12 protein-coding genes and 1 pseudogene are annotated in these 26,376 nt (G+C 64.7%); 9 read left to right on the forward strand and 4 right to left on the reverse strand.

All coding sequences use genetic code 11. From position 1 onward, the window contains the following. Positions 1-126 precede the first annotated feature (126 nt). The 5 genes from IF22_RS0121400 (at position 127) to IF22_RS33245 (ending at position 13,886) form a co-directional block, all read left to right on the forward strand. Positions 127-390 carry a hypothetical protein gene (locus IF22_RS0121400; RefSeq protein WP_030334736.1) on the forward strand — a complete coding sequence of 88 codons (264 nt, stop codon included), beginning with the start codon at positions 127-129 and terminating at the stop codon, positions 388-390. A gap of 1,389 nt (positions 391-1,779) precedes the next feature. Then, entirely contained in the window at positions 1,780-3,321 is a 1,542-nt protein-coding gene (locus IF22_RS0121405; RefSeq protein ID WP_081883941.1) for a tetratricopeptide repeat protein, read from the forward strand. A gap of 181 nt (positions 3,322-3,502) precedes the next feature. Next, positions 3,503-6,283 (forward strand): tetratricopeptide repeat protein, encoded by a 2,781-nt coding sequence (locus tag IF22_RS0121410; RefSeq protein WP_342446911.1) that lies wholly within the window; start codon positions 3,503-3,505, stop codon positions 6,281-6,283. 796 nt (positions 6,284-7,079) lie between these two features. Then, positions 7,080-7,970, forward strand: a complete 891-nt coding sequence (locus tag IF22_RS0121420) for an abortive infection family protein (protein WP_030334741.1) — start codon at positions 7,080-7,082, stop codon at positions 7,968-7,970. Positions 7,971-8,426: 456 nt separating this feature from the next. Further along, positions 8,427-13,886 carry an N-6 DNA methylase gene (locus IF22_RS33245; protein ID WP_036412004.1) on the forward strand — a complete coding sequence of 1,820 codons (5,460 nt, stop codon included), beginning with the start codon at positions 8,427-8,429 and terminating at the stop codon, positions 13,884-13,886. Positions 13,887-15,389: 1,503 nt separating this feature from the next. On the opposite strand, the pseudogene IF22_RS36485 reads toward IF22_RS33245, so the two are convergent. Both IF22_RS36485 and IF22_RS33940 read right to left on the reverse strand, forming a co-directional pair. Continuing rightward, positions 15,390-15,872: pseudogene (locus tag IF22_RS36485) on the reverse strand (IS30 family transposase); the annotation flags it as partial. Positions 15,873-16,269: 397 nt separating this feature from the next. After that, positions 16,270-18,582: a protein kinase domain-containing protein gene (locus IF22_RS33940; protein WP_051708693.1), complete on the reverse strand. Its 2,313-nt coding sequence runs from the start codon at positions 18,580-18,582 to the stop codon at positions 16,270-16,272. Between the two features lie 1,186 nt (positions 18,583-19,768). Here IF22_RS33940 and IF22_RS0121440 point away from each other — a divergent pair. Beyond that, on the forward strand, positions 19,769-20,002 hold the full coding sequence (locus IF22_RS0121440) for a hypothetical protein (protein WP_030334745.1): 234 nt from the start codon (positions 19,769-19,771) through the stop codon (positions 20,000-20,002). Between the two features lie 430 nt (positions 20,003-20,432). Here IF22_RS0121440 and IF22_RS0121445 read toward each other — a convergent pair whose 3' ends face one another. Further along, entirely contained in the window at positions 20,433-21,098 is a 666-nt protein-coding gene (locus IF22_RS0121445; RefSeq protein WP_030334746.1) for an HNH endonuclease family protein, read from the reverse strand. Positions 21,099-21,696: 598 nt separating this feature from the next. Between IF22_RS0121445 and IF22_RS0121450 the strand changes: the two genes are divergently transcribed. Further along, positions 21,697-22,086 carry a hypothetical protein gene (locus IF22_RS0121450; protein ID WP_030334747.1) on the forward strand — a complete coding sequence of 130 codons (390 nt, stop codon included), beginning with the start codon at positions 21,697-21,699 and terminating at the stop codon, positions 22,084-22,086. Here the strand turns inward: IF22_RS0121450 and IF22_RS0121455 are convergent. Beyond that, positions 22,083-22,910 carry a DUF5753 domain-containing protein gene (locus IF22_RS0121455; protein WP_244235799.1) on the reverse strand — a complete coding sequence of 276 codons (828 nt, stop codon included), beginning with the start codon at positions 22,908-22,910 and terminating at the stop codon, positions 22,083-22,085. The genes IF22_RS0121450 and IF22_RS0121455 overlap by 4 nt on opposite strands. Before the next feature lie 1,776 nt (positions 22,911-24,686). Between IF22_RS0121455 and IF22_RS0121460 the strand changes: the two genes are divergently transcribed. Beyond that, positions 24,687-25,544, forward strand: a complete 858-nt coding sequence (locus tag IF22_RS0121460; RefSeq protein ID WP_124770904.1) for an META domain-containing protein — start codon at positions 24,687-24,689, stop codon at positions 25,542-25,544. A 222-nt stretch (positions 25,545-25,766) separates the two neighbouring features. After that, positions 25,767-26,258, forward strand: a complete 492-nt coding sequence (locus IF22_RS0121465; protein WP_124770903.1) for a hypothetical protein — start codon at positions 25,767-25,769, stop codon at positions 26,256-26,258. The last annotated feature ends 118 nt before the right edge of the window (positions 26,259-26,376 follow it).

A 26,376-nucleotide genomic window follows, 5' to 3' on the forward strand; every position in this document is an offset into this window, starting at 1 on the left:
GTCCGTCGACTCACCAGCAGGTCAGGTTTCTGCCACTTCCTGGCACGACCACGGCAGATATCGGTCGGTATTCGGCATGCGCCGATGTCCTTACGCTGGGTGCATCTACGCCTTCGAGGAGTTGCCGTGGTCTACGACGACGACCCCAGCGATCCACCTCACCAGGATTTCGACGTCAGCGGTTTGCCGCTGCCGACACCTGTACCGCCGCCCTCACCCGAGCTGTACGACCTGATCGCCGAGGTCATCAAGGAGTACTGGGATGAGGGCTTGGCCCGCAAACTGACCGAATCTCAGCGGAGGCAGAGGGTCCGACAGGTTCAGCCCTTGTCCGAACTCACCAAGGGAATGGTCCTCTGGGTCCAGAGAACTCTGCACCCAGGCGGATGACTAACCGGCTGTTCAGCCGCCGTTGATCGACAGTGCGATGCCGGCGATCATGGCGGCGGCGTCGCTCAGGCGGCCCGCAATCGGGGCGGCGATCTCCCCTCCTTGGATTAGCGAACCAGCGGCGTCTGGGACCCGGGGAGCAGACCGACGGTTCCGGCCGCGCTGGTCACGATGCGGAAAGCCGAGACGATGCGTAGACCGCGCACCAGCAGCTTCTACTGGACCTAATCTGGCAAGCGGCCGGAACTCCAGCGCCGGACAACGACTAACGCGACCGGCGACCTTGCCTGTTCGGGCTCGGCAGAGCCCCAGCCAATGCTCGTGAAAGGTACTGACCGATTGGATCGAACGCGCTGAGGAAGCCGAGGAGACGGGCGCTAGTGTAGGTCCATCTTGGACATGGCAAGCGGATCATGGGCCAAAGCCTCCAAGCGTGGGGACACAGGACAACCACGGCGAGCCCCGCCCAATGCACTGATCATTTGTATGGCCTGTTGCCGGCTAGCTCGCAAGCAGCCATCGGGCAAGAGCAGGCTTGAACCGTTGCACCCCGTCAACGGCGACCGGCCACGACCAGTCCATGTCCCAGGTTCTTCCCCGGGCTGGTGGGAACAATCATGATTGAAGTGCACAAGGAGGCCGGCCTCACACAAGGGACAAGCGGACAGACTGCTCCAGCGTTCGTTGACCTGGTGCCCGGCACTACCGTGCGGCACGCCCCAAACTGCCGATACCCTTCCCGCGAAACTGCACGGCCGATCGGAGGCGACACCATCGAACAGGCCGAGAAAACAGGCCCCGGCTGGCTCACGTCGCGGGCCAGCCGGGTCAGATCTCCGAGGAGTGGCTTCAGGCCAGAAGAGGATGTCGCCGAGATTCTGCTGATCACTGAAGGGCTGGCGGGATGGGCTTGAGGCACCGTCGAGGCTCACGGTGTACCAGCCAGCGGAGTCGTTGATCGCCACTCATCTTCTGTGGGGCGCGGGCAGGACCGTCGATCGGAAAGCCTTACTCGTCGGCGCCACCTGCTCGACCATCACCGTGCCCGCAGGCACGTCGACCGTAGCCAGAGCGACGCTGCCGTAGTACTGGCGCGAAACGTCGCGGGAAGAAGCACACAAGAACGGAGCCTCGTCGACCTGCGTCTTGCAGTTGTACCGGAAGCCTCCTGTCGTGGAGTCGAGCTGCTGAAGGCGACCACCCCACAGACCAGGAGATCCTTGTGTCTCACGCTGACGCAGCGCTGACTCACCGTCTCGGCGATCGTGCGGCTCTCGCAGGCTTCCGCGCGCTACCAACGGGTTGGGTCGTCTAGTCGACAGTGCCAGCGGGATAGAGCGTGAAACATTGGCTGTTGCCTCCAGTCCGAGGCAACCGGAGGAGTACCCGATGCCCAAGATCCCCGCCACTAAAGTGGTTCCCGCTCAGGCATCTAGAGCCCCAGTTGAGCAGGAAGGGGTTAGGCCAGAAGGTCCCTCTCGACACACCGATGACCTGGTCCGACGCGTTGACGAACTTCGGCGCACGTTTCAGACGGCAAGCGCGCTGCACCTACTCAATGACGTCCTGATGGGGCAGCCGGAACCGACCGACGCCCTAGCCGTCGCACACGCTCGGGTGCTGCTTGCTCGGCACCGGCCGGACGACGCCGCTGGAGTGCTTCGTCGCGCATACGAGTTGAATGGAGGCACGGCTGATGTGTCTGCCTGGCTGATTGCGAGCCTCAGCCGGGGGCACCACTACGTCGCGGCCACGAATCTGGCTGCCGAGGCATCCCAGATTCATCCCACGAGCGCACTAGTACGCATCTCGACCGGCCGCCTTTTGATCGACCAGTATCGGTTCGAGGAGTCTGTGCCGTACTTCCAAGAGGCATACACGCTCGATCGAGATGATCCACGAGCGCTCCGTTGGTTGCTGCATGGGCTACGCCAGACGCGCCGGTTCGACGAGGTCGATACGGTCGCCACCACGATCGGTCTGACCGCTGACCCGCCTCGCATCGAGTACGCCCGAAGTCTGCTAGACCGCTACCAGTTCAAGCGGGCACTTGCCGAACTCGACCTGGTCGCCGCCACTCCTGCAGAGGTGGCCGCCCTACAGGTACGACTGGAGGCGCTACGCGGCCTGCGCCGCCTGGCCGAAGCTGAGCGGTTGGCACACGACGCGATCGGTGAGAGGGAGGATGACCCTCGGCCCTGGCTCGAACTCGGACACGTCTTTCACGAAGGTCACCGCCACGAAGACGCTCTAGTGGCTTTCGAACGGGCTCATACCATTGACCCGAGCTCTGCCGACGCGCTTGAGTGGCGCACGACCGAGCTAAGGCGCTTGCGACGCTGGGACGACGCCGAGCGGAGCGCTCACGATGCAATTGCCCGCAGGCCGGACGCGCCGCTGCTGTACGTTGAACTAAGCTACTTGCACGAGGACCAGCACCTCTTTGAGCGTGCCATGGCGGCCGTCGAGCAAGCCCTTGCCATTGACCCACGCCTCGTTCCAGCCCTGAGTCAGCGGATCGATGTTCTGCGGCAGCTACGGCGGCTCGACCACGCCGAGCAGGCGGCTCTCCAAGCAATCGACGTCCGACCCGACTCGACGGTGCTGCGACTGGCTCTCGGCTACGTGTACGACGAGCAGCGCGACTGCGAGCGTGCCTTGACGGCCGCCGAGCAGGCCCTTGCCATTGACCCACGCTACGTTTGGGCCATTACGGGTCGCATCACGCAGCTTCGGCAACTTCGGCGTTTTTCGACCCACGGCACGAATCGGCCCTCGGCTGGCGAATTCTCGGCCTACGGCGGCTACGGCGTTTCGAAGAAGCCGAACAGGCCGCGCGCACGGCAGCCGACGCCCGGCCCGACTCCCCGGCCCCGTACCTCCATCTCAGCTACATCTACGACGAGCAGCGCGACTGCGAACGTGCCTTGACGGCCGCCGAGCAGGCCCTTGCCATTGACCCACGCTACGTTTGGGCCATTACGGGTCGCATCACGCAGCTTCGGCAACTTCGGCGTTTTAGCTGCGACGTTTCGAAGAAGCCGAACAGGCCGCGCGCACGGCAGCCGACGCCCGGCCCAACTCCCCAAACCCGTACCTCCAGCTCAGCTACATCTACGAGGACCAGCACGACTACGAGCGCGGCTTGGCGTCCGCCGAGCAAGCCCTTGCCATCGACCCACGGCACGAATCGGCCCTGGGCTGGCGGATTTTCGGCCTACGGCGGCTACGGCGTTTCGAAGAAGCCGAACAGGCCGCGCGCACGGCAGCCGACGCCCGGCCCAACTCCCCAGACCCGTACCTGCAGCTCAGCTACATCTACGACGATCAGTACGACTACGAACGCGCCTTAACGGCCGTCGAGCAAGCCCTCACCATCGACCCACGGCACGAGTGGGCACGGGTTTGGCGGATCACAGAACTACGGCAGCTGCGACGTTTCCAAGAAGCGGAGCAGGCCGCCCGCGAAGCGATCGACGATCACCCAGACTCCCCAGCCCTACATGTGGAAGCCAGTGCCGTTCACCGAGACCGACATGACGACGAGCGGGCTCTAGCAGCCGTCGAGCAAGCGCTCACCATTGACCCACGGCATGAATGGGCCCTGGTGTGGCGGGTTAGTGGACTACGGCGGCTGAGACGCTACAACGACGCCGAGCAGGCCGCCCGCGAAGCGATTGAGAGGCGGCCCCAAACGCCCGCGCTATACCTTCAGCTCAGCTACTTGTACGACGATCAGTACGATTACGAGCGGGCCTTGACGGCCGCCGAACAGGCCCTCGCCATCGATCCCCGACACCAATGGGCACAGGCTTGGCGTATTACAGAGCTTCGGCAGCTGCGGCGCCTCGACGAGGCTGAGCGGGCCGCCCGCGAGGCGATCGACGCCCGCTCCGATTCGCCAGCCCTTCGATTAGAGCTGGCAAGCGTTGCGGAGGACAGGGGACAGTACCGACAAGCCCTCGACTGTGTACAGGGCGCCCTTGCCCTCGACGCACGCAATGATACGGCGCTCACAGCACGCATCCGGCTACTGCGCCTGTCGCACGACCTTGCCGGCGCGCTAGCCACCGCCGCGAAGGCGGTCGACACCCGCCCAGACAGTGTCGACCTGCTGAGTGAGTTGGGTCAGGTACACGTTGCTCGGCACGAACATCAGAAAGCTCTTGCCGTGTTCGATCAGGCCCTGGCCCTGGATCCTGGGCATGTGCAGGTCGTCGAGCGCCGGGTGAACGTACTTCAACAGCTTCTACGCCACTCGGATGCCGAGCAGGCCGCGCAGATGGCGTTGAGGCTGCGGCCGAGCGATCAGACGCTGCACCTAAGCCTCGGGCGGGTCTTCGAAGACCGACTACAGACGCGTCAGGCGCTCGCCTGCTACGAGGAGGCAGGACGGTACAGCGCGGCAGACCCTCGGGTGTTGGTGCGCCAATCAACCGCGCTGCGCGCCTTACGTAGTTACGCCGAGGCAGAGCGGTCGATCGCCCTGCTGGTACGTGAGCAGCCTCACCTACGTGAACTGGAGGTGGAACTGGCGCGGATTCAACACGACTCCGACAGATTATCGGCATCACGATCAACATTCGGCCGGCTAGAACGCACTGCCCTATCGGACGAGGAACGCGCTGCTTCCATCGCCGGCCTGGGTTGGGTCGAGTTCACGTCCGGCGACTATGTGGCCGCCGAGGAGCAGTTTGGCCGAGCGGTCGAACTGATGCCACACGACCGAGAGTACCGTTTGGGCAGGGCATGGGCGCTGGTACGGCAGGACGAGCGTGTCCAATGGGAACAGGCGGAGCAGATCTGCTTCGCATTGGTCGACGAGCAAGTCGACGCCGCCGCGTTGGTGTGCTTAGGCGTGATCGACTATCGGTTCGGCCGGCTGCCTGCTGCCGAGTACCACCTCACACGGGCGCTGGAGGTCGACCCATACAGGGGTAGCCACACAGACCTCGCTGCCTTGTATACGCAGTTGGGTCGTTACGACGAGGCAGAAACGCACCTGCGCATTGCCGTTGCACAGGATGCCCACAACGCCCCGGCGCACGTCGAACTGGGGCATCTGCGTCTGCTCACGGAAGAGCCGCAGGAGGCGGCCCGCCTTTTCCGGGGAGTGCTGCGTACGGATCCGTCAGTGCAGGAGGCCGCACTTGGTCTTGCCGAGGCGCTCACGGCGCTGGGGCAGTCGCGGGAAGCAGAAGACGTGTTGCGGGAGGGCCTGAGCAAGGCGGCCGTACCGTGGCGGCTGCACCTGGCCTTAGCCCGCCTGCTCTTCCACCAGGCCGACGCGACGCAGAATGACGACGTCTTTGCCGAGGCGTACGCCGAGGCCATTGAGGCGATTAAGGGCGTTCCCGCCGGTGAACCAGACCCGTACTACGTCGCGGCCGTCTGCAAGGCTCGGCTCGGTGGAATCTCGTCGGTCGGCGCAGTGGGCGACGCACATTCACGACGTCAAGCACTGCAACATCTTCGCCGCTGCTTGAAGATTGACGAAGGTCACGTGGACGCACAGCGCGTGGTCCAGTTGCTTGAACGGGAAAGCCGTACCGCCCGCAGCGCCGCTCTCGGCACGGCCACCGTCGCTGCTGTCGCGCTCGGTCTACTCTCCGTGATGTGGACCGCGTTCTTCTTGTCAAACCGCGTCACGGTCGTCATGATCACCACCATAACGCCGATCCTGGTAGGACTGGTCGCCGTCGCCGTCTTGCTGCCCTCGCTCGTCCGCCTCAAGCTGCCCGGTTTCGAGGCGGATCTCCAAGCCGGACTTGGCCCGATCACGTCGGGCCCCACTGGCGATGTCGCAATCCGTCCGGGCAACCTCGCGATAAGCGCAGGGCCGGTAGGGTATCCGCACAACCAGCGCCGTTGGGAGTACCGCGAGCGAAGGTGAGAGCATCCCTCGCAAATTCCTGAACCGAGGGTGCTGTTGTACACGGATGGCTTCGCGAATCGCTCCCACGTTGCGGGAGTTGGCCGCTACATTCAGCGCCGAGCGCTCGTGGGGGGACGCGCAAATTTGATCCCAGGAGAACCTCATGTCGAGCCTCGTTCAAGGCTTGTCATTGCTTGTCAAAACCCCTTGTTACCGTCCGTAGCTACCCCGACTTTGTCATTGGCCGTCAGAAATAAGCGCTGAGCTGCACAGACACGGCCAGAGACCGATCGCCTCTTGTCACTGTTTGTCAACAGCAGGTGGGGGTTTTCGGGGGGTAAACGGGGGGCAGAACGACAGGACGTCGCCACGGTCCGACCGCGGCCGGCGCCCTACCATCAGGGTCTCCCGTCACCAAGAGATCGACGATCCCTCATCCGTCGGGACCCACCTGCTGCAGGCATGGGGGTACGTGTCGGTGGGGCGACGTCCACGAATCCATGATCGCCCTTCATGGCGAACTACGATTCACGCTCAGATAGCCACATCAGCCGAATGCTGCCGCCGCTGTCCCGGCTCGTGTTCGAGGTATCGCGTGAGATCGAGAACTATCCCGGCGTGAGGTTGCCGACCGGCGCCTAGTAGGCCGGTCCCTGCCGTGCCGGATCGGGCTGACACGATCGATGGATGACCACGCACGTGCTGACCGCCGAGCTACCCCAACCGGAGGCGTTGGACCATGCCGCATGGGCAGCAATCCAAGATCCGTTTCAACGACTTCGGTCAGCGGTAGCCGCAAAACGACCGTCCACTGGTGGTCGGATCGGCCAAGGACCTCGTCGAGGCGACAGCACGCGTCGTGCTCGACGCTCGCGGGCGCACTGCCGGTAGCGGCGAGGAGTTCGACAAGGTGCTAGGCGATGCACATCGCGCGATAGAGCACCAAGTCGGGCCCGGAGTAGCGGCGGACGCTGCGGTCCGCCAAGCGGCCACTTCAGCCCGCAAGCTAGCCGGGGTGTTGCGGGAGCTACGCAACACGTACGGCACTGGTCACGGCAGATCCGCCCTGCCGCTTCTTGAAGATGAAATTTTGGAGACCTGTGTCGATGCCGCACTGCTGTGGACCCGCTGGGCACTGCGGCGGCTACAGTTAGTGCTTCTCGGGTCACTGCAGCCGCTGATCGCCGATTTGCGTAGCGCCTCGTTCAGCAGGGGATCTCTTGCGACACGGCTTGCGGCTGTTGACCTGCCGCACTTGCAAACTGCCGACCAGCGGCAGCTAGGTGTGGCCGTGGGCCAGCGGGCGTCCCGCAACACATTCACCGTGCGCGCCGATGGTGTCGAGGCGTGCGCGCAGAGCCAAGACGCGGCTGCTTGGCCCTTGGGCTACCGCGAGGGAGTCGTCGAAGGACTCTTCCTCGACCAGTTCGGCCAGCTGCACCTCGACGAACAGGCTCGAGCGCCGCGCTTGGCAGTCGAGATCCTCGCCCCCCATCCCGACCGGACCAGGATTCTGGTCGAGCTCGCCGAACGCATTTTCCGGTCAGCCTGGTCGCAGGACCTCCGCCTGATATGGCGACACGTCGTTACGGAGATGCACCTAGCACAGCGACTTCTCGGCGACGGGACCGCCGAACAGGTGTGGTCGGCAATCATCGAGCACCTTCAGGCCACCGGCGAGAAGTATGAGGCACTCCAGCAGTAGCATCGCGCGGCCAGTGTGTTGGGCAGCCGGCGGGGTTTGCAGATCCGATGACTGACGCTGTCCGTGGCGCCAGGTGGCCGTTGGCGGTGGCGCGGCTGTAGAAGACGCGGGCTGCGCCGATGAGGCGCGCTGCCTGGCCCGCCGCCCGTGGCGTGGGTTGCGTCGTGAGGGGGCACCGGTGGTGGACTGTCGCATCAGGGCTTCGAGATCGCTGGCGTGAACTGCGAGAAGCCGCTTCCCGAGGGCGGCCGCCCATTCGTCTCGGCGGTAGATCGCCCCGTGCGCTGGAAGCCTCAGGCCGATGTCGGCTCTCGCCTCGGCCGTCCGCCAAACAGGCAGCCACGCCACTCCCGCAACGCGGGACTCACATCCTGACCGACGCTCGGTCAGTTCCAGATCGACCAAGCGACACGAGGCTCGCTCGGCCTGTCGTACCGCCGCCATAGGTTGTACTATATGGATATCGTGGGCTCCGACCAAGACGCGATCGCGGAGGCAAACATAGAGCGCACCGAAATCGAGTCGGCGGGTCAGCCGCTGACCCGCGCCATCGACCGTACCCCGCTCGTCCTGATCGCCCCCTCGTACGGCAACCGCGCGACCCGGCAGCGATTCGCCGACACCCTCGCAGATCCCGTGAACTTCCTCGGCGATGAGCTACACGCCGCGCTGAACGCAGCCGAGGCCCGGGACCTTCTCTCGCGACATCCGGATGGTACCGCCCGGTTTTGGGGTGCGCTGCCGAGTCACAACGGGATCATCGACCGGCTGCGGCCGGGCGATCTCATCGTTTTCACAGGTCAGAACCGCGTACAGGCGATCGGCACCCTGGCCTGCAAGCTGCGCAACCCGGCGTTGGCCGACCTGCTCTGGCCCCCTGATCCGGGCGCTCCGGGCTGGGTGAATGTCTACACCGTCGTCAATTTCCGACGGGTCACCGGACCGGACTATCCACTGCTACGGAAATGGGTCGCTTCGAGCGAGCGGGACGTCTTCCAGTCCGCCCGTGCTCTGACGCCGGAAAAATCCGCTGCTGTACTCGCCGGGCTGACCGACCTCGGCACGTTCAGCGGCCTGCTGGACGTCGGCGACGAACTTGGCCGTGGGACAACCGGCGCCGCATCCGAGCAGACCCTGACGACACTGGCCGAGTTCGAGCGTCACCTGGGCGCGGCGGTGGAGATACTCGGCAGCCGGAGGCACCTCGACCTAGACACTAAGTGGTATCTCCTCGGCGTCCTGCTGCTCAAATACGCGTCCGATACGTCCGATTCCAGGCGTGCGCGGCACCTCACCGACGAGTTCGCTTCAGGCCGGGACAGAAGACCGGTTGCGGCACAGGACGGCAGGACCAGGTCGTATCCCGATGAGCTCGTCGTGCCGGAGCAGGCACGGTGGGACTACCTCATGGACCGTGCCTCCATTGATGTCGGGGCCTATCTAAATCAGGCACTTCGGGTCCTCGAACAAGGCAACCAGGCGGCGCTCGGAAACGTCCTGACGCACATCGACTTCACCCGAGAAATCGGCGGCGACCGGTTGTCGGACGGGACGCTAAGGGATCTCCTTGTCCACTTCGCGGGACTCTCGCTGGCTCCAGAGAGCATGCCGCCTGACCTGCTGAAGCAGGGATTTGAATACATCGTCAGAAGGTTCCCGGAGACCGTCTCGTCGAAGAGTGGCGACTTCTACGCGCCCGCCGATGTGACCCGGCTGATGATCCGGCTGGTGGATCCCACCGAGAAGACGACGATCTACGATCCCTGCGCCGGGATCGGCGGCATGCTGATCGAGGCCGTCGAACACGTCAAGGCGCGGAGTGGAAGCCTGCCTCGGGTCATCGCCGGCCAGGAGATCAACGGCAGCACCTGGGCGTTGTCGAGGCTGAATCTGTTCATGCACAACGTTCCCAGCACCGGTCTCGAACGCGGCGACACCCTGGCGGAGCCAAGGCATGTGCGAGCCGGCGTCCTTGAGCGGTTTGATCGGGTGATCTCAAATCCGCCCTTCGGAAGTCGAGTCGGCGCAGGCGAGCTGCGTCATCCGGAGCGCTTCCGTTGGGGCTTTCCCGCACAGAACCGGTCCGAGTTGTTGTTCGTGCAGCACGCGGTGTCGGTGCTCAGCGCCGACGGGTTGGCAGCGGTGGTGCTGCCGAGAGGCGTGCTGTTCAGGTCCGGTGCTGACCGAAGGATCCGCGCGGCTCTACTCGACGACGACGTGATCGAGGCGGTCATCGGGCTTCCCGCGGGGCTCTTCTACCTCACCGGCGTGGCTACGTGCGTGTTGGTGCTGCGCCCACCCGGGGCCAAGCCCGCCGACCGCGCGGGCCAGATCTTGTTCGCCGACCTTCCGGCCGAGAAGCCCGGCCGCGCTCGCCACCTCGTCCCAGGGCGGGTCGAGGAACTACTCGCTGCCTACCGCGCGTTCGAGGACGTCCCAGACTTCGCCAAGGTAGTCGACCGGTCGAACGTGAAGGAAAACAGCGACAACCTTAGCGTCGAGCTGTACGTGCGCAAGGATTCGTCGGGCCGGGAAGAGACTGGCCTGGCCGAGAGCTGGGAGTCGGGACTTCGAAACCTAGTCCGCGACGGCCGGTACGACGAGGCGGCGGCCCTGCTCGGCGAGCACGTCGGTCCGGACACCGTGGCCGACGGCGAGACGGACTCCGCGCGATTCGCCCGGCTTAGGATGGAGTTTGGCTTCCTCCGCCTTCAAGATGGCGACCGGCGGGTTGTCGGCACCATCTGGACACCGATTGCCCAGGCGAACGGCTTCGCCCCCACTCTGTCGAGGGTGACCGCGAGGACCCAGGACGTGGGCAGCCCCGATCTCCTCTCGGAGGCGGGGCCGGCCGATGATGAATCCGGGGCGTCCGACACCAGGACCGGACGTTCCCCGCAGCAGTCCGGCGCCGTTCTGGAACAGGCGACCGTCGACCTCTTCGCCCGGCTGTTCCACATCGATCCGGACAACCGCCAGCTGTTGGTGACCCGGCTGCGGAACCAGCGGCCGGGAACTCAGTACGGCCATGACGTCGCACTGGATTGCAGCGTTGCGGGAAGCCCGACCGTACGGTGCCACGTGGAATGCAAGAATCTGCACCGCGCGATCACGCTCGGAGACGTCGCCGACAAGCTGATCCAGGAGAGGTTCTACCCGGGCGGGGCAACCGTGGACCATTGGATCTTGATCTCGCCACATGCGGGTCCCAGCAACGAACTCCGGCAGATGCTCGACGTCTGGGAGCAGAGACAGGAGTACCCGTTCTCGGTTCAGGTTTGGAGTCCAGAGGAGGGGGTCGAAGGACTCTTCGCCCTTGACCCTGAGGTCTACCAGGCTGTGTACGGCAGGCCCCCAGGTGCCCGGGAACTCGCGATGGTGGAGAGTGCCATCGCTAGCCTCCGAAAGAGTCTGGCGCCGCGGCTGCCGATCGACCGGATCTGGCATGCATATCTGGACGACCCACACCGACTCTGTTTCGTGTGGGAGGAATTCCGAGAGTTCGATGAGCTTTACGACAATCAGGTGCAACTCAGGGTCACTGATGGCAAGGGCGCGCTACTGGAAGGCAGCCTGCTCGACGAGACCCTCACGTGGGTCCACGGCGAGTCAACCGAGCCGATGCTGCTTCTCGCAGATTTCGGTGAGGGCAAGAGCGTCTTCACCTACACCCTCGCGCGACGGCTCTGCGAGCAGTACCGCTGGTCACCCGCCACTGGCGTGTTCCCGCTGCGTATCCCGCTGAGGGAGTTCGTGCAGGCCGGCAGTGGCCGCGCCCTGCTGCAGCGGCGGCTCGAAGAACTCGGGGCGACACTGGACCAGTGGCGCGAGCTCGCACGTCGCGGACGGACCCTCGTGATCCTCGACGGCTTCGACGAAATGACCGCCGACCTATCCCCTGCGGCGATTACCGACAACCTTCGAAGCATCGGCTCCTGCCTGACCGAGCTCACCGGATCAAAGGTGCTGGTCACGTCTCGACGCCGGACCCTCAGCGTCCGCGATTGGGACCGCGTGCTCGACAGGCTGCACGACCCGATGGTCCGCGAAATCGCCTCCGGATCGCGTGACCAGAGGGTCCGCTACCTCGAGCAGTTCGCCAATGATGACCGGACCGCCCGGATCCTGGACAACCTGCGCAATCTGTACGATCCCATCGGTCTAGCCGCCAAGCCGCTTTTCCTGCAAATGATCAAAGAAACCCTCACTGAACTTCCAGACAGCAACCTCAGCGAGCTGATCCTCTACACCACCTACGTGGAGAAGAGCCTCCGGCGAAAGCTAGAGCTGCTAGAGGACGCCAACCTATCGCTTACCGGTAGCGAACTGATCGGCAACCTCTTGGCCATCCTTGAGGACATCGCGGTCGAACTGCAAAGATCCAACAAATCCTCCGTCTACCTTCGCGACTACTCCGCGAACGCCCCTAACGGCATCGCGGCGATGTTGTGGAAGATGAGCGACGATGCTGCGGCTCCGGCGTCGGACATGGTCCGGGCCGACGGTGACGCTACCGCCAGGATCGGAGTACGTTCGCTGCTCAAAGCCGTACGCGACGACAACCTCGACAGGTGGCCTGTCGACTTCTTTCACCGCTCCATGCGCGAGTACTTCTTCGCCCGGGCCTTGGTCCGCAGGCTGCGGACCGATCCGCAACGCGCTCGGGAGATCCTCCACGCCACCCCACTCCCCTCCGAGATCGCCCATTTCGCCGCGGAGATGCTGAGAGGGCAGGGCGACGCAGCACCGCTGAGTCACCTGGAGAGCTTCACGCGCTCCGCGACATTGGGCCTCCCCGAGGCCTTCCTCGGCGGAAACTCGATCACCCTGCTCTATGCCGCCCGCGGCGAGCTGCCGAACTGCGACTGGTCCGGCCTACGGCTGGACCACGCTCAACTCAGCGGAGCGAATCTCACGGAAGCTCGATTCGTCAACACCTCCTTACGGAACGCGAACCTCGACAACGCAGACCTGACCCGAGTCGACTTCACCAACGCAGATCTCGACGGGATCCGACTGGAGGAGACCGCCCGAGTCACCGCACTCACCGCGTTCGATGGCGAGCGGATCGTTGTGGCCTACCAGGACGGTTCACTGCGGCAGTGGCGATTGCACCCTGGCGGCAATTACGAGAGCCAGATCATCGCTAGGACGGAGCACCCGGTGGAGCGGTTGTATCGGACGCCGCAAGGACGTCTAGCCGCGATCGGCCCGGGTCTCTTCAGTCTCTACGAGCTTCAAGGTCACTCACTCACGATCGCTTCGCGGTTCGCGACTAAGTCCCGGTTCCGGCTCACCCTGCCAGGCGAGCACACCGCACTGCTCCTCGAGGAGACGAACGGCGGCCGGACGCGAGCGCTCTGGCTGAGCACCACCGATGCTGGGGTACACGACCACTGGGACGCCGAGGGAGCAGTCACCTGCTCCGACCAACTCGACGGACGGGCATACGCTGTCGCCACGGACGAACAGGTGAGGGTCGGTCTTCTCGACGACAGAGGTAAATGCGAAATTCGGACACTCAGGATCGGTCGTATCAGCTGCCTGGGCCTTAGTCTCAGCCGTAACGGCGACGTGCTCCTAGCGCTGGGGCAGCATGACGGACAGGTGCGAGTCGAATCGCTCCCCAGAACTGCCTCCGCTGGTCCTGCAACCACCTTATGGCAGACAGGCCTGCACGGCGGCACGGTCACCTCCGTGGCATTTAGCGATCGTGGACAGCTGGTCACGGGGGGCGCCGACCGCACGGTTTGCACCGTGCCGAGCGCTATCGAGGGGCCAGAGCAGCCCGGCCAAGTCGTACGGCGGCTACACCTCACTCTGCGTTGCGAGGGCGTCAAGGTTGACGGTGTACGCACGGAGCAAGAACAACAGCGCCTCCGGAAGCACGCGGCGGCCATCTTGACCGCAGGGTAGCTACCCGAGTAATAACGAGGAGACTTGAACCCAGAAGAACCTCATGTCAAGCCTCGTTCAAGGCTTGTCATTGCTTGTCAAAACCCCTTGTTACCAAACGTAGCCATCCTGCCCTTGTCACTGACTATCAAGAGTAGTCGTTGAGCTGCGCAGACGTGATCAGGCAATGATCGCCACTTGTCACTGGTTGTCAACCGTGCGCGGGGATTTTCGGGGGTAAACGGGGGGCCGACAGGGGCGTCGCCAGTCCGCCGCGTCCCGCTCCCCCATCAGCAGAACGCCCGTCACCAAGGGAGCAGTGCGCCCCCTACCCATGCGCTACACGCTGGCCGCAGGCATGGGGGGTCGTGTCGGTGGGGCGACCCGACCCATTGCCCCACCGCCGATGACGCTCACCGCAACTCTAAAGCTCACGCAAGTCTAGCTGTCGTGGTAACCTCTTCGGCCGAAGAGGTCACCGTGATGGCGCTCTCCGTGGGACGGCACGACCACGTTTCGATGCCCGGACGAACCACAACGCAGGACGAGACGGCCCTCACCGTGAACACAAGCATCGACATGCGCTGACGTCCCTTACCGCCTGCGCCGCAGCGCCGACGCTGACGCCTTCGGATCCTCCGAAGAGCTCTCCAGCCTGAAGGGCCTACTCAGGACGTTTCCCGTGGGACCGGTGTCTCAGATGACGGAACTGCGGCGGACTACGGCCCGCTAACCCGCAACGCTCTATGTCGATCTATAGCACCTGGAGGCGCGCATTAGGCGAGCCGAGACGCCGGCCTCCAGTGGGAACAGCGCGCCACCCGACCCCTTCGCCCTTCACCGGGAGGTCACACCGCACCGATTGATCGCATCATCGCAGGTCAGCGCCTCGTCTCTGTCCGACGTCGGTGAGCACTTCGGGCGCGGTGACCTCTTCGCCAACCTGCACCCAATCTGCTCCCAGTTGAAGGCCTGGCCAACCAAGGGCTCCTTACCACCTTGACCTGCGCACATTGCCCCGCCAGGCGACATAGATGGCCCTCGGCTGCTGGGTAGAACCGGAGAGCGCTCCGCGGGAAACAGGACGCCACACCCACCCTCACCTGCGGAAACATCAGGCCGCAGGACCGGGTGGGTGCAGATGCGCGCCGTTCCATGGCGTTGGACGCAGTTCAAGCCCGTTCACGGCACCCCGCTGCTCCCAACCTGCTCCCCCCAAACCAGGCCCACACCGTGCCGCCGACCGCCGACCGATCGCGAGGCGGCTACCAGTGGATCGACGTCGGAAACCCCTTCGAGGACTTCGAATCGAGCAGAGCCGAGGTTGTCCTTGCGCAGCCACCACCTGGCCCGCGCAAGGAGGAGACAGCAAAACGGCTGTTCACCTCGACCACAATGCCGAGGTCCTCGAAGTTGTTGCAGCGGCCGGCAACCAACGTCGCGGCGCATTTGCCCCCTTGCGTAAGGCGAGCGTGAGTAGGGACCGTCCCTGTTCTCATCCCATCCTCGTTGGACCTTGCAGCAGATAACAGAGCCGGTGCGGTCGACGGGCAGGTGCACCAGCCGCAGGTAGCGGTTGGTGCGGTCGACCAGGGTGGCGATGGCGGATTGGTTCTGCCGACCGACGATGAGGTCTCCCTCCCAGTCACCGATGCGGGTGCGGTGCAGGGCGGCGGCCGGCCGATGTTCGATCAACAGCGTGGGAGCCACGAAGCGGCAGCGGCGCGGGTCAGCTCGACGGCGCCGCTTCCTCAGCGGTCGGCCAGTGCGAAGTCGGCGAGTGAGCTGGCGGCTAAGTCCACCTCTGCCGCCGCGGTAGAGCGCCTGGTAGATCGTCTCGTGGCAGACGTGCCACGAGGGTTGGTCGGGATAGGCCTGTCGAAGCCAGGCGGCAATCTGCTGCGGGCTCCAATCCTCTTCCAGCTTGGCCTGGACTCGACCGGCTACGCCGGCGGCCTGCCGATACGAGCGAAGCGCCAGCCGCCGAGAAGTTCTGGACCGGCAGCGGGTGCTCGAAGGCATCCCAAAGGATCGACGCATTCGCATAGAGCGATACTTGGGCCCGGCGGGGCAGCGGATCGCCCAGCGCAATGACGACGATCGGATCCTAGGTCCAAGGCGGACGCGGGCTTCGCCAGTACCTTGCCGCGCACCACAAACCCACAGACGGCGGCCGATGGGCGGACTGGAAGGAAGCACTCCGCACCGAACACCGCACCGTCCGGGCAGGCGTCGAACGCCCTTGGCCAGGATGAAGTGTTTCAAGATCCTCCGCGACTACCGCCGCGCCGCCCACACATTGGCCGACGCTGCTTCCGGCGTCGCCAACCTCGACAACATCATCCTCACCGGCTCACCAATGGCCCGCACTAGGCAGCGCCTTCACCCAGTTACGAGACGTCCCTTAGGTCGATTCCGACGTCGCGGCCAAAGCTGCGTCAAGCTCCGCAGCGTTTTGGAACCGATCGTCGGGTTCACGCCGAGTTGCGGTGGCGATGACGTCACGCAGGCGCGCCGGCACCGGAAGCGTCGAAGTGTCGATGTCCTCCTGGAGGCGCTTGCTCAGCAGCAGCGCCACGCTGGCTGATTCCCAAGGCACCTTTCCTGTCGCACAGAAATACAGAACGAGGCCCAGAGAATAGATGTCGGAGCGGTGGTCGGGGGTCCCGCCAGAAATAGTCTCGGGGGCCATGTACATCGGTGTGCCCACGAGTTGACCTGCGGCAGTGATATTGCCACGACCCTCTTGCCGTGCGATGCCGAAGTCCACGATGACCGGACCCCGGCGGGGTTCCATAACAATGTTTGATGGCTTTAGGTCGATTCGCGCAATCCGCTTTTCGTTCAGGTACGATAAGGCGCTAGCCAGACGCCGCCCAATCTGCACCACCTCGTCAGGTGGCAAGGCGCCCGACTCGGCGACGACGGATGCCAGATCAGAACCGAGCATGAGCTCCATGATGATCGCCACGCCGCCCTCGTCGATGTCGACGGCGTCGTAGGTGCGAACGATCTGCGGGTGTCGCAGCTGCGCGGCAATGTCAGCCTCGCGGCGGAACCGTACGAGGGCGCCCGGGTCGTCCCTGTCGAAGTAGCCGAGGGTTTTGACCGCGATGGCCCGCTGCAACTGCCGGTCAAAACCTCGGTAGACGGTGCCCATGCCGCCGCGCCCGATGGCCTCGCGCAACTCGTATCGATTCGCGAGAACCCGCACTGGCGGCAGTGCCGCACCTCCGGCGCCGGTAGACGTACCGCCGTCGGCCAAGGCGGAGATCTGCAGGGCCGCGCGTTCGGCTTCGTTCGCGGCGGCGAAGCCGAACAGGGCGCGCCGAATTTCGCTGGACAACTTGAAGATGGCGTCGTTTGCGTCGCCGATGATCGTTGCGGTCGCGTTAGACCGCCGGACGTATTCGATGATCTGGTGACGTTGCAGGTGCTCGAGCATTCGAGCGACGCCCGGCTCCGAGATGCCGAGAGCGGGATCGAAATGCCGGGGCTCGCCCTCGGGGACTAAGTCCTTCGAGGAGAATGGTTCGCCCTCGCTGCGCAGAACCCAGTCCACAACGTAGTAGGCGCTCAGCTTGCGGCGATCCTCGTCGATGTCGGCGCTGAACAGTTGGTCCCGCCGTTGCTGCTCTTGTTCTAGGTGCTCGCTAAGGAGCACCTCAAGGTTGGCGTAGAACTGGACGCGCTTGGCGTCGTGTTCCTGCACGTGCAGCGTCGGGCCGCTCTCTGCCCAGGAGACGAACCCGTTGAACTCCTGCAATAGACGCCGCGGTATGCCCCTTGCCTTGAACTGCAGGTAGTCGCGGAACTGCTTGAGTTCCGCCGGGTACTCGGTAGTGTCGGCACGCACGACGTCGAGGAGACGGTCGACTGCCGACCAACTGCACGGCACGTACAGCCGCCATCCAAAAACACTCTCGTAGATGCTGTTGCCTCGAGCGGCGTCCCTGATGGCATGGTCGTGCAGGTCCGGCCCGGCCACAACGAGAAAGTGAACACCCGGCATGGTCAGGACGTTCTTGACGCCGCCAAGGATTTTCTCGATCACCTCAAGCCCTGCATCGGCGCTGGTCAACTTGTCCGCCTCGTCGAGCACGACAACCAGCCGTATCCGGGCCTTGGTGGGCTTGGACCACGGCTGCAGCCACCGACGCCACCTTGGCAACGGCACGGTCACGGAGCCACTACGGCGCAGCAGCGACACAATCCTGATGATGTCGTGCTCGACATCGGTCTCCGAGTAAGCGAGAAACTGGGCTTCGGTGGCCAGGGACCGGGTGCGCTTCGTGGTCGTCACGACCTTGGGCAGGGGAACCTTCACGATCCGACCGTTTGAAGCCTCGACATTGACGCCCCGCTCGGTTGCTTCCGACCGTGTCTGCTTGAACGCCAGCGACGTGCGCATGTAGGCCACCAGCAGGGACTGCTGCACGTCGGCAGGCAATCGCGACAGCAGGCCACGGTCGTGGAGACTTTCGAACACACGCCGGGTCACCGCGAACAGCAGCCGATCAATGTCGGTCGACCGGGCCACACTCAGCACCACCGGCACCACGAGATCATCCTCGTCGCCCTGCGACAACTCGTTGAGCGCGCGCAGGACCAGTGTCGTCTTGCCAACCCCGCGGAAGCCGGTGACGAGGAAAGCGCCGCCGTGGGAATGGATGATACGAGACCGTAACCCCTCCACCAGGCTCGCGTTGCCCAGCATCGGCAGAGCGTCATCATCGCCCTGAAGTGGCTCGTGAACGAACCGGAAGGAGGTCGTAAGCGGCATGACCAGCAAGGGCCCACTCCCCGTTAGTGCGTAAGCCGCCGGATGACCTTCGCCGCCGGCACCAGCCACACGTCCACACAGCGCTGGCTCTGGCAGTACACATCCGGCTACGGCAAGTCGTCAACGATGTGGCGCAGCTTTGACATGGCCCCGCCGCACGTGCTGTGGCGAGGTTCGCCCGGCTTGCCGGAGGGTTGGTTATCTAGCGCCGGTGGGCTCGGGCTGAACGATAGTGGTCTCGTCGTGCTGTGCCTGGTGGGTGTGCCAGGCGGTTTCGCACTCGTCTGGGGTTCGCCAGCCGAGGTCTTTCTGGATACGGCGGGTGTTGTACCAGCCGTCGATGTAGGTGAAGATCCCGTTTCCGCCTCATCGGGGCTCCGCCAAGAGTTGCGGTAGACAGCTCACACCGCGGACCCCGGCGGCGCTCTGGACGATCGCGTAGATTCTCGCCGGCCAAGCCTTCGATGAGTTCGACTGAATGGACCCGGCCGCTGAGTTTCCGAGGGTCGCGTTTGACCACCACGTTCGGCAGGGTGACCGGAACCGGTGGATCCGCGCTCGTCGGGAACCGCCAATGCGTCATCTCCGGCCGGCCCGCCGGCAGCAACGGCGCGGCAGTTCGAAGAGGCGGTTCGTCTACTCCGCGCCGTACTCGTCCCAGGCTTCCCTCGTCAGGAGCGACCAGCCACGGGCAGCGAGCGCTTTCACCTCGACGAACGCGCCGGACGCGATCAGCACCGCAGACCCGTTCTGCCATTTCGTCGCTGAGCACGGTCAATCAAGCGTTTCGGTCGACGCCGCGCGGCGGATGATCCCAGAAGAACGTGATGATCATGCCGTAATCCACAGGCGCCGAGTTATCCACAGATGGTGCCGCTGCGGGTTGAGCGGCTGAACGTGCCGGCTGAGGTACTCCGCAGGCGGCGACGCGACGTCGCATCGACTGGTAAGGGAGAGCAGCCATGACTTGGGGTGGACGCAGCCAATCACGACGCACGGACTGGCAGACAGCAGCGGACGGCCTCGCCGGTGTTACTGGTCTCCTCGGCGCAGTGGCGGCGCTCGTCGCGGCGGTTGCGGGGCTACTGACGGCTGCAGCCACGCTGCTGGTAAATCGCTGATGCCCGCGGTCGAGGCTTGGCTGCTCGGCGGACCGGCCGACGGTCGCATCACTTCGATCGAGGTCGACGAGAACGGGTTCCTTCCGCAGCTCCTCATCCTGCCGCAGAGCGGCGCCTACCTCGGCATCCGCGAGCACCCCAGCCCGCCCGCGCAGTACCGCTATGTTCGTTGTGACGGCGAGGACGATCCGCCAACCTTCCAGTACGACGGGCCGCTCCCCCACGACGAGTGACGTCAGCGCGGGTAGCCAGCACACCGAGGTGCGGCCATTTCGGACCACAGAACGGTCGGCACAGCCCCATCCGGGTCAACCGGTTACCCCACGCCGGCCGCGATTCGGACGTTCGTACGATGCGCTGGTGGCGGACGTGGCGGGGCGCTGGTGGAGCGGGATTTGGGGGCGTCTGGGCCGCCGGGATGTGTGGTTGACCCGCCAGGTCAGGTGAAAGGTCACCGCCTGCGCCGGAGATAGCGAAAGCGGCCCGGCACTGCGGTGGGAGTTCGACACCGAGGACGAGGCCCTCGCCATGGTCAAGCGCCTTCTCGCCGCCGGCGCGGGCGGCCAGTGGCGCAAGCAGCCCGCCCGCCGCCTCAGCAGGCGTAGCGTCCGGCTTGCGGTCTGCGACCCCGAAGGGGTGCGAACCGCAAGCCGGGCATCGTGGTCAGGAGGCGCAGGTGTTGAGCATGCTCTGCAGGGCGGACTTCTCTGACGTCTGCAGGGTGAGGCTCCAGTTGTACTTCACGGTGATCCACATTTTGCTGTAAGTGCACCGGTACGACGACAGGGGCGGCTGCCAGGTCGAGGGGTCCTGGTCGCCCTTGGACTGGTTGACGTTGTCCGTCACGGCGATCAGCTGCGGGCGGCTCAGGTCGTTGGCGAAGCTCTGCCGACGGCTGGTCGTCCACGAGTTGGCGCCGGAGCGCCATGCCTCGGCGAGGGGGACGACGTGGTCGATGTCGACGTCGGAGGCGGCCGTCCAGGTGGCGCCGTCGTACGGGCTGTACCAGCGGCCTGATGTGGCCGCGCAGGCGCTGTCGACGACGACGGAGGTGCCGTCGCGTTTGAGGACCTGTTCGCGGGTGTTGCAGCTTCCGCTGATGGTGATCCAGTGCGGGAACAGGTCGCGCGAGTAGCCGCTGGTCGAGCCTTGGGTTGCCACGGTCAGGGCGTTGAGCTGTGACTGCGCCGTCGCCTTAGAGGGGATTCCGGGAGGTGTGGCCGACGCCGACTGCGCGTTAACACCGACCAGACCGGCGGCAGCAAGGACGGCTGCGGCGACGTAGCGCACGGCGCGCGGAAAATCAGCAGGGGCTTGGGATATCGGCATGGCGGCCTCCTCGACGTTGGTGGATGGCAACCGTCCCTGACCATCATGTCCATCAATGGGCTCGCTTGTGAAGGGGTGGCGAACCGGCCACGAAGGTCTCAGAGCTGAGACCTCGCCCATTGAAGGCACCCATCGACACTCTCTGCCGGCAGACTCGTGGCGGAGCTCGCTGGCTGTTGAAGGTCTCGGCGCGACTGCGATCGGCGTTGGTGGACCTTTCGAACGGCGGTAGGGGTGCACTCCTACTTGGCTGGGGGCCTTCTGCGGGCCGTTGCCGGCACCGGCCCGACCAGCAGAACTGATGCCTCCCGGCAGCGTGTGCTCGCATGGTCGACAGCGGCATCGGTCGAACTGCTCGCTTGGGGGTGAGCGAGGGCTACCAGCAGGCCGATGGGAACCGGCGGCCCGACAAGGGGGACTCGGGCGGCCCTCAAGATCACCGGCGGCAACGAGAGCAACACTCCGCGTGTCGCGGCTTCTCCACGTTCCCGGCGGCGTAAATTGCATACGTCTGATCGCCCAGGGCAGGTTGGGAGTTGCGGACGGCAAGTGCATACCGCGTCTTGCTACCCCTTATAGACATAGGAGGAGCGCACTCATGGTGCGTTCACAGGAACTGGCGGCGGGCCACGAGCTGGTTGTGGACCTCGCGCCTTCGCCACAGGTCGTGACCGTCGCTGAGTCGGACGGAGTCGGTTCGGCCGGGTGGCCCACCTACTCGGTCGGCGCCCGCGGACGGCGTGGGTCACTGGGCACCGTCGTGGCCGTGGCGGTGTTTGTCGGCACGCAAGTCGACGATCTGAAAGTGGCTGGTCTGATAGGACTCTTGGCCGTCATGGTCGAGTGGTTGGCGGCACACCAGCCCGTCTTCGTCACGCAGATTCGCGTATCCGCCGCGCTGGGCACAAGGCGGCTCAACCAGGGCGACCCGGGTATCGATGGTTCGCGAGTCGACGTACCCAATCCGCGGCACTCTCGGGAAAGCTAGGCGGGTGCCTGCTCCCGCAGAGAGGCACCGATGGTCTCGAGTAGGCGCCGAGCGTCGTCGCCCGCCGCCGCCTGGCGGTACAGATCCTCGAAGGAGCTCTTATAGCCGGCGACCACCGCGTGGTCCTCGACGAGTGCGACGTCGTCCGGCAGGTTGTCGAGGTAGACCACGTCTGGATCTACCTCTGACTCGAACTCATGCAGGGAGAACGGGCCGACAAGGACGGAGTTGGCGGCCGTGTCCCGGCGGAGAACCACGAGGTCGAGCTCCGGCAGTCGGGACAGCACCTGTTCGATCTGTTCGAGCATGAGGTCGGTGTTCTCCACGGACTTGAGGGCTCGTTCGTCGAGGACGATCCGTACCTCACATCGCCTCGACTGGGCGAAGACACGCCTCTGACGTGCCATGCGCAACTGCGCCCGAGCGTCTGCCGCCCGATTGTCGACGCGGTATTGCGGTCCTGTGGTCACCACCAGCCGGGCGTAACGCTCCGTCTGAAGCAAGCCCGGCACAAGGAAGGGGTGGTATTGGCTGATGCGCCACGAGTCGTCCTCGTAGCCCAAAAAGTCCATATAGGACGGGGACACGAAGTCTCGATACTCTGCGGCCCAGTGACGCCGGCGTGCCAACCTTGCTAAATCGAGCAGGTCGCGCACTTGATCAGCGTTGCGCACCTGGTAGAAGTCAAGCAGGGCCCGCAGGTCGTTGACGGAGATGCTGACCGAGCCGTTCTCGATCCGTGTCACCTTTGACAGCGACCAGTCCATCTCTTGGCGCACGTCCTCAAGCGAAAGCCTGCGGTCGAGGCGCAGTTGGCGAAGCACGAGGCGCAGGCGCCGTCGATTCGTGGTAGGCCCTTGCCCGCCCGTCGTCACGTCTACGCCCTCCAGTCGGCAACTGCAAAAGGCAAAATGAATGAGGAAACTTGCCTAGAGCAATTCTCTTTTGGCTGTCGGCTTGCCGCTGAGGGAAATAAGCTATCAGACCAGCCCTTCGGACACCGAGTCGGGTGAAAGAGCCAGACATTCATGGCCGAACTGGTCATGGCCCTGCTACCGTACTTACATAGCGCGACACAACCGGAGACGGTCCGTAAAGCTCTCCTCGCGTCCGAGGCTCGGCTCGGCACGCAAGCAAAGGCGATTTCTGCATGAACCGTCATCAGTACCGCGCTTCCATTCGTCGAAACCGCCGATAACAAAACGTCGACTCCAGGAGAATCGGAAAATGGAAGAAGATCGTAACTCCCACCCCATCTGGACCCGTCGCAGCTCCAAATGCCAGAACGATCACTGCGTCGACGTATCTCGTTACTCCACGACGGTTGAGGTGTGCAACTCGGCCGCCGCCCACACGCTCCTTTCGTTCTCAAACGATGCCTGGCGAAAATTCCTCCACGCCCTAGGAAGCAACACGCTTCAACTGCCGAACACGTAACCGACTAAGGCCGACATCCGTCACGACCGACGCCATGAATACCTTTCAGCCTCGGCAATTTGTCGGGAAGCCGACACCTGCCGTGCTGGAGCTCGGGTGGCACCACCGTGCTGCACCTGCCTTCCCAGCCTGCACCTGCTGCGTATCGGTAGTGGGCCCGGGAAGCCAAGGCACACCAGCGCACCCTGTCGCGGCCTGCTGGTGGGACTCTACGAAACCCCGAGCGGTGGGTACAGGCGACACGGCGAGCCCGAAGCACCTCGCCCACTCAGGCGCCTCCTCCACGCAATCGACGGGTTGACAGCTCGCCCGCGCATTCTTCCCATTAGTACAGGCGCTTCACGCATGCCGATACCGAAAAGGTGTTCCTCCTTGGAGCAAGCTTGCATAGATGCCAAAATCTCGCCCGAAACGGTGGAACCCGTCTACTCGGCGTCAGGGGCGGCCACCCGCCCTGATCATCAAGAACAGAGTGTGTGATGAAAGGCGGCCTACACAAGGACGGCTTTCTCGATTGCGCGGCTGCCCCGGCGACCTGAGAGACGGCCGCCGAGACCAGCCCGCCGACACTCGCGGGCTGCTAGCCAACGATTCTTCGGACGCCTATCCCCGATACACGGGCGACCTCGTTTTCCGAGCGACACGTACCCCTGTGTGGGATGCCAGGTGTCGTGCTCGACACTGCCGTGCGCTAGACGAGGTCACCGCAAGGATCGTTTGAAGCCGCCAGCGGCGTGCTGGCTTCGGCATCCTTCGGTGCGGGCAAGTCGGGGCCGCACCCGACCGCGTTCTTGATGCCGACAAGTAGAGGTGAAGGTCCACTCATGCGTCGACCGAAGTCCCTCTGGCCGTCTCCGACGACTTGTAGGTGACCGGCTTCGTCTCCCACCACTCGCGGCAAAGACAGCATTCTGTGCGGCGGCATTCCTTTAGGTAAGCGCGGCGGCGCGGCATGGCTGTCATTCGACGGGCATCCTGCGTGGAGGGTCGCGCCTCGACGAGATCGCGGGCGCATCCAACGCTCCTAACAGCCGTTGACCGAAGTGCAACTGTCGTGCGTCGAGTGCCGCCCAGCTCCGGCCCGACGGTGCCTGGAGGAGCCAGGAGACCGCAGGATGAGAAGCCAAAAGACGCGTCAGGAGCGCCTCGCGACGTTGGTCGTGATGGGCGTTCTGCTCACCGGATGCGCGAGGCAGGGCCATCCGGAGGCAGCAGACCCAAAGCCGTCGGTCACGGGCACCACCGGGGCCGCAATGTCGATGGCGCCGGAACTGCTGATCGGCTCCTGGACGCTCGTTGACGTTGCCGACCCCGGCGCGGGCACGATCCTGCGCCTCGCAGCCGGTGAACTGCACCTGATCGGCAGCCACTGCGGCACGCTGGGCGGGTCCTGGCGGGCCAACGATGAAGGTGTGTTCCTCGCCGACGTCTGGTCGGCTTCCGCGGTCGTCGTCGAAAGCACCCCTGGCTGCGAGAAGGCTAGTCAAGAGACACCCGGGTGGCTGCGGAGCGTGACCGCCTACCAGTCCGACGGGGCGGGGTTGCCCGTACTCCTGGACGGACGTGGGCAAGCGGTCGCCCGCCTGATTCCCGGGGCGACACCGCCCCCCGAGCCCGACAAGGCCGACTCCGTGCTGGAGCCCCCGGTGGTCACCGACGAAGCGCGACGTGCCCTGGCACCAGCAGTAGCACTACCGACGATGCTCGTTCCCGCCGATCAGCGCCAGCCGATAGGCCGTTGGGTGCCCAAGAGCGGACACAGCGCGGCCTACCTGGAGTTAACGGCGGACGGCGAGTGGCACGGATCCGACGGCTGCAACGACCAGAGCGGTCGGTGGATCACCGCCGCAGGCGGCACCCTGCTCGCAACCGCGAGAGCAATCACATTGGCGTTCTGCGCTGACAGCGTGCCGATCGAACAATGGGTCACGACGGCCAGACGAGCCGGTCTCGACGGCACGGCACTCGTGCTATTCAACGCACGCGGAGACGAGACAGCCCGGCTATCCCCCACGAGCTGAACGCCGCCCCGCAACCGCCGTTACGACAGCTTCACGGGCCGCTTGCCATGGTGCCGATTCACCGCGCCTGGACCACCTGCTCCGGCGGCGGGCAGGGCGTAGCGGCATAGCGGCAGACCCGACGGCGCCGACCACGCGGTCGTCACGGCCTCAGCGTCGCTCGGCCTCGTTGTAGGTAGCTGACACCATCGGGGGTGGCCACTGCGATGAGACGGAGGTCCCGTGAATTGGGAAATGGGGTTATCCACTGCTACCGGCGTTCTCGTGACGCTGCTGGGTGTGGCTGCCGGCGGCTGGATGAGCAATCGCAGCCAGAGTCGAGCTTGGTCCCGCTCGGTACTAACCGATACCTCTGCAGCCCTGTTACAGGAGCAGGCCACGACCTACATGGGGCTCGTGCGTTGGCGGTCCAAGGAGCTTGAGCGCGTCGACTGGGCGGGATGGAACGCAGCTCTCGCTCGGGTGCAGTTGGTGGGACCTCCGAGCATCGTAGAAGCGGCCCTCAAGTTAGACGCGGCCTTCTGGAGCATCGGCACTGGCATCCGGGAGAACGTCGACGAGGTCGGTTGGTGTCAGTTGCGCGATGAGGTTGAGTTGCGGCGCCTTGAGTTCGTCAACGCCGCCCGGCGGGAGCTTTCGCCGTCGGCCGCTTCGCTACATCGCCTCGTCGGTAAATCGGATCGGGCAAACCAGCCCGACCAGCAACGTCCATAAGGGTCACTATGTTGCAGCTTCGCCGCCGGTGACACGGACAGTCCTCGGGCACCAGCGGCACTGGAGGCGTGGGAGTTCAACTCCGTGGGCGACATCGACCACGAGTCCATGATCGTCG

The organism is Micromonospora parva, assembly GCF_000718515.1.
GTDB lineage: Bacteria > Actinomycetota > Actinomycetes > Mycobacteriales > Micromonosporaceae > Micromonospora > Micromonospora parva.

What these genes read in the sequence shown, in the direction of transcription:
- IF22_RS0121405 (WP_081883941.1), top strand. Translation starts at nt 1,780, where the DNA reads ATGCCCAAGATCCCCGCCACTAAAGTGGTTCCCGCTCAGGCATCTAGA.
- IF22_RS33245 (WP_036412004.1), top strand. Translation starts at nt 8,427, where the DNA reads ATGGATATCGTGGGCTCCGACCAAGACGCGATCGCGGAGGCAAACATA.
- IF22_RS33940 (WP_051708693.1), bottom strand. Translation starts at nt 18,582, where the DNA reads ATGCTGGGCAACGCGAGCCTGGTGGAGGGGTTACGGTCTCGTATCATC.
- IF22_RS0121440 (WP_030334745.1), top strand. Translation starts at nt 19,769, where the DNA reads ATGCCCGCGGTCGAGGCTTGGCTGCTCGGCGGACCGGCCGACGGTCGC.
- IF22_RS0121445 (WP_030334746.1), bottom strand. Translation starts at nt 21,098, where the DNA reads ATGCCGATATCCCAAGCCCCTGCTGATTTTCCGCGCGCCGTGCGCTAC.
- IF22_RS0121450 (WP_030334747.1), top strand. Translation starts at nt 21,697, where the DNA reads ATGGTGCGTTCACAGGAACTGGCGGCGGGCCACGAGCTGGTTGTGGAC.
- IF22_RS0121460 (WP_124770904.1), top strand. Translation starts at nt 24,687, where the DNA reads ATGGGCGTTCTGCTCACCGGATGCGCGAGGCAGGGCCATCCGGAGGCA.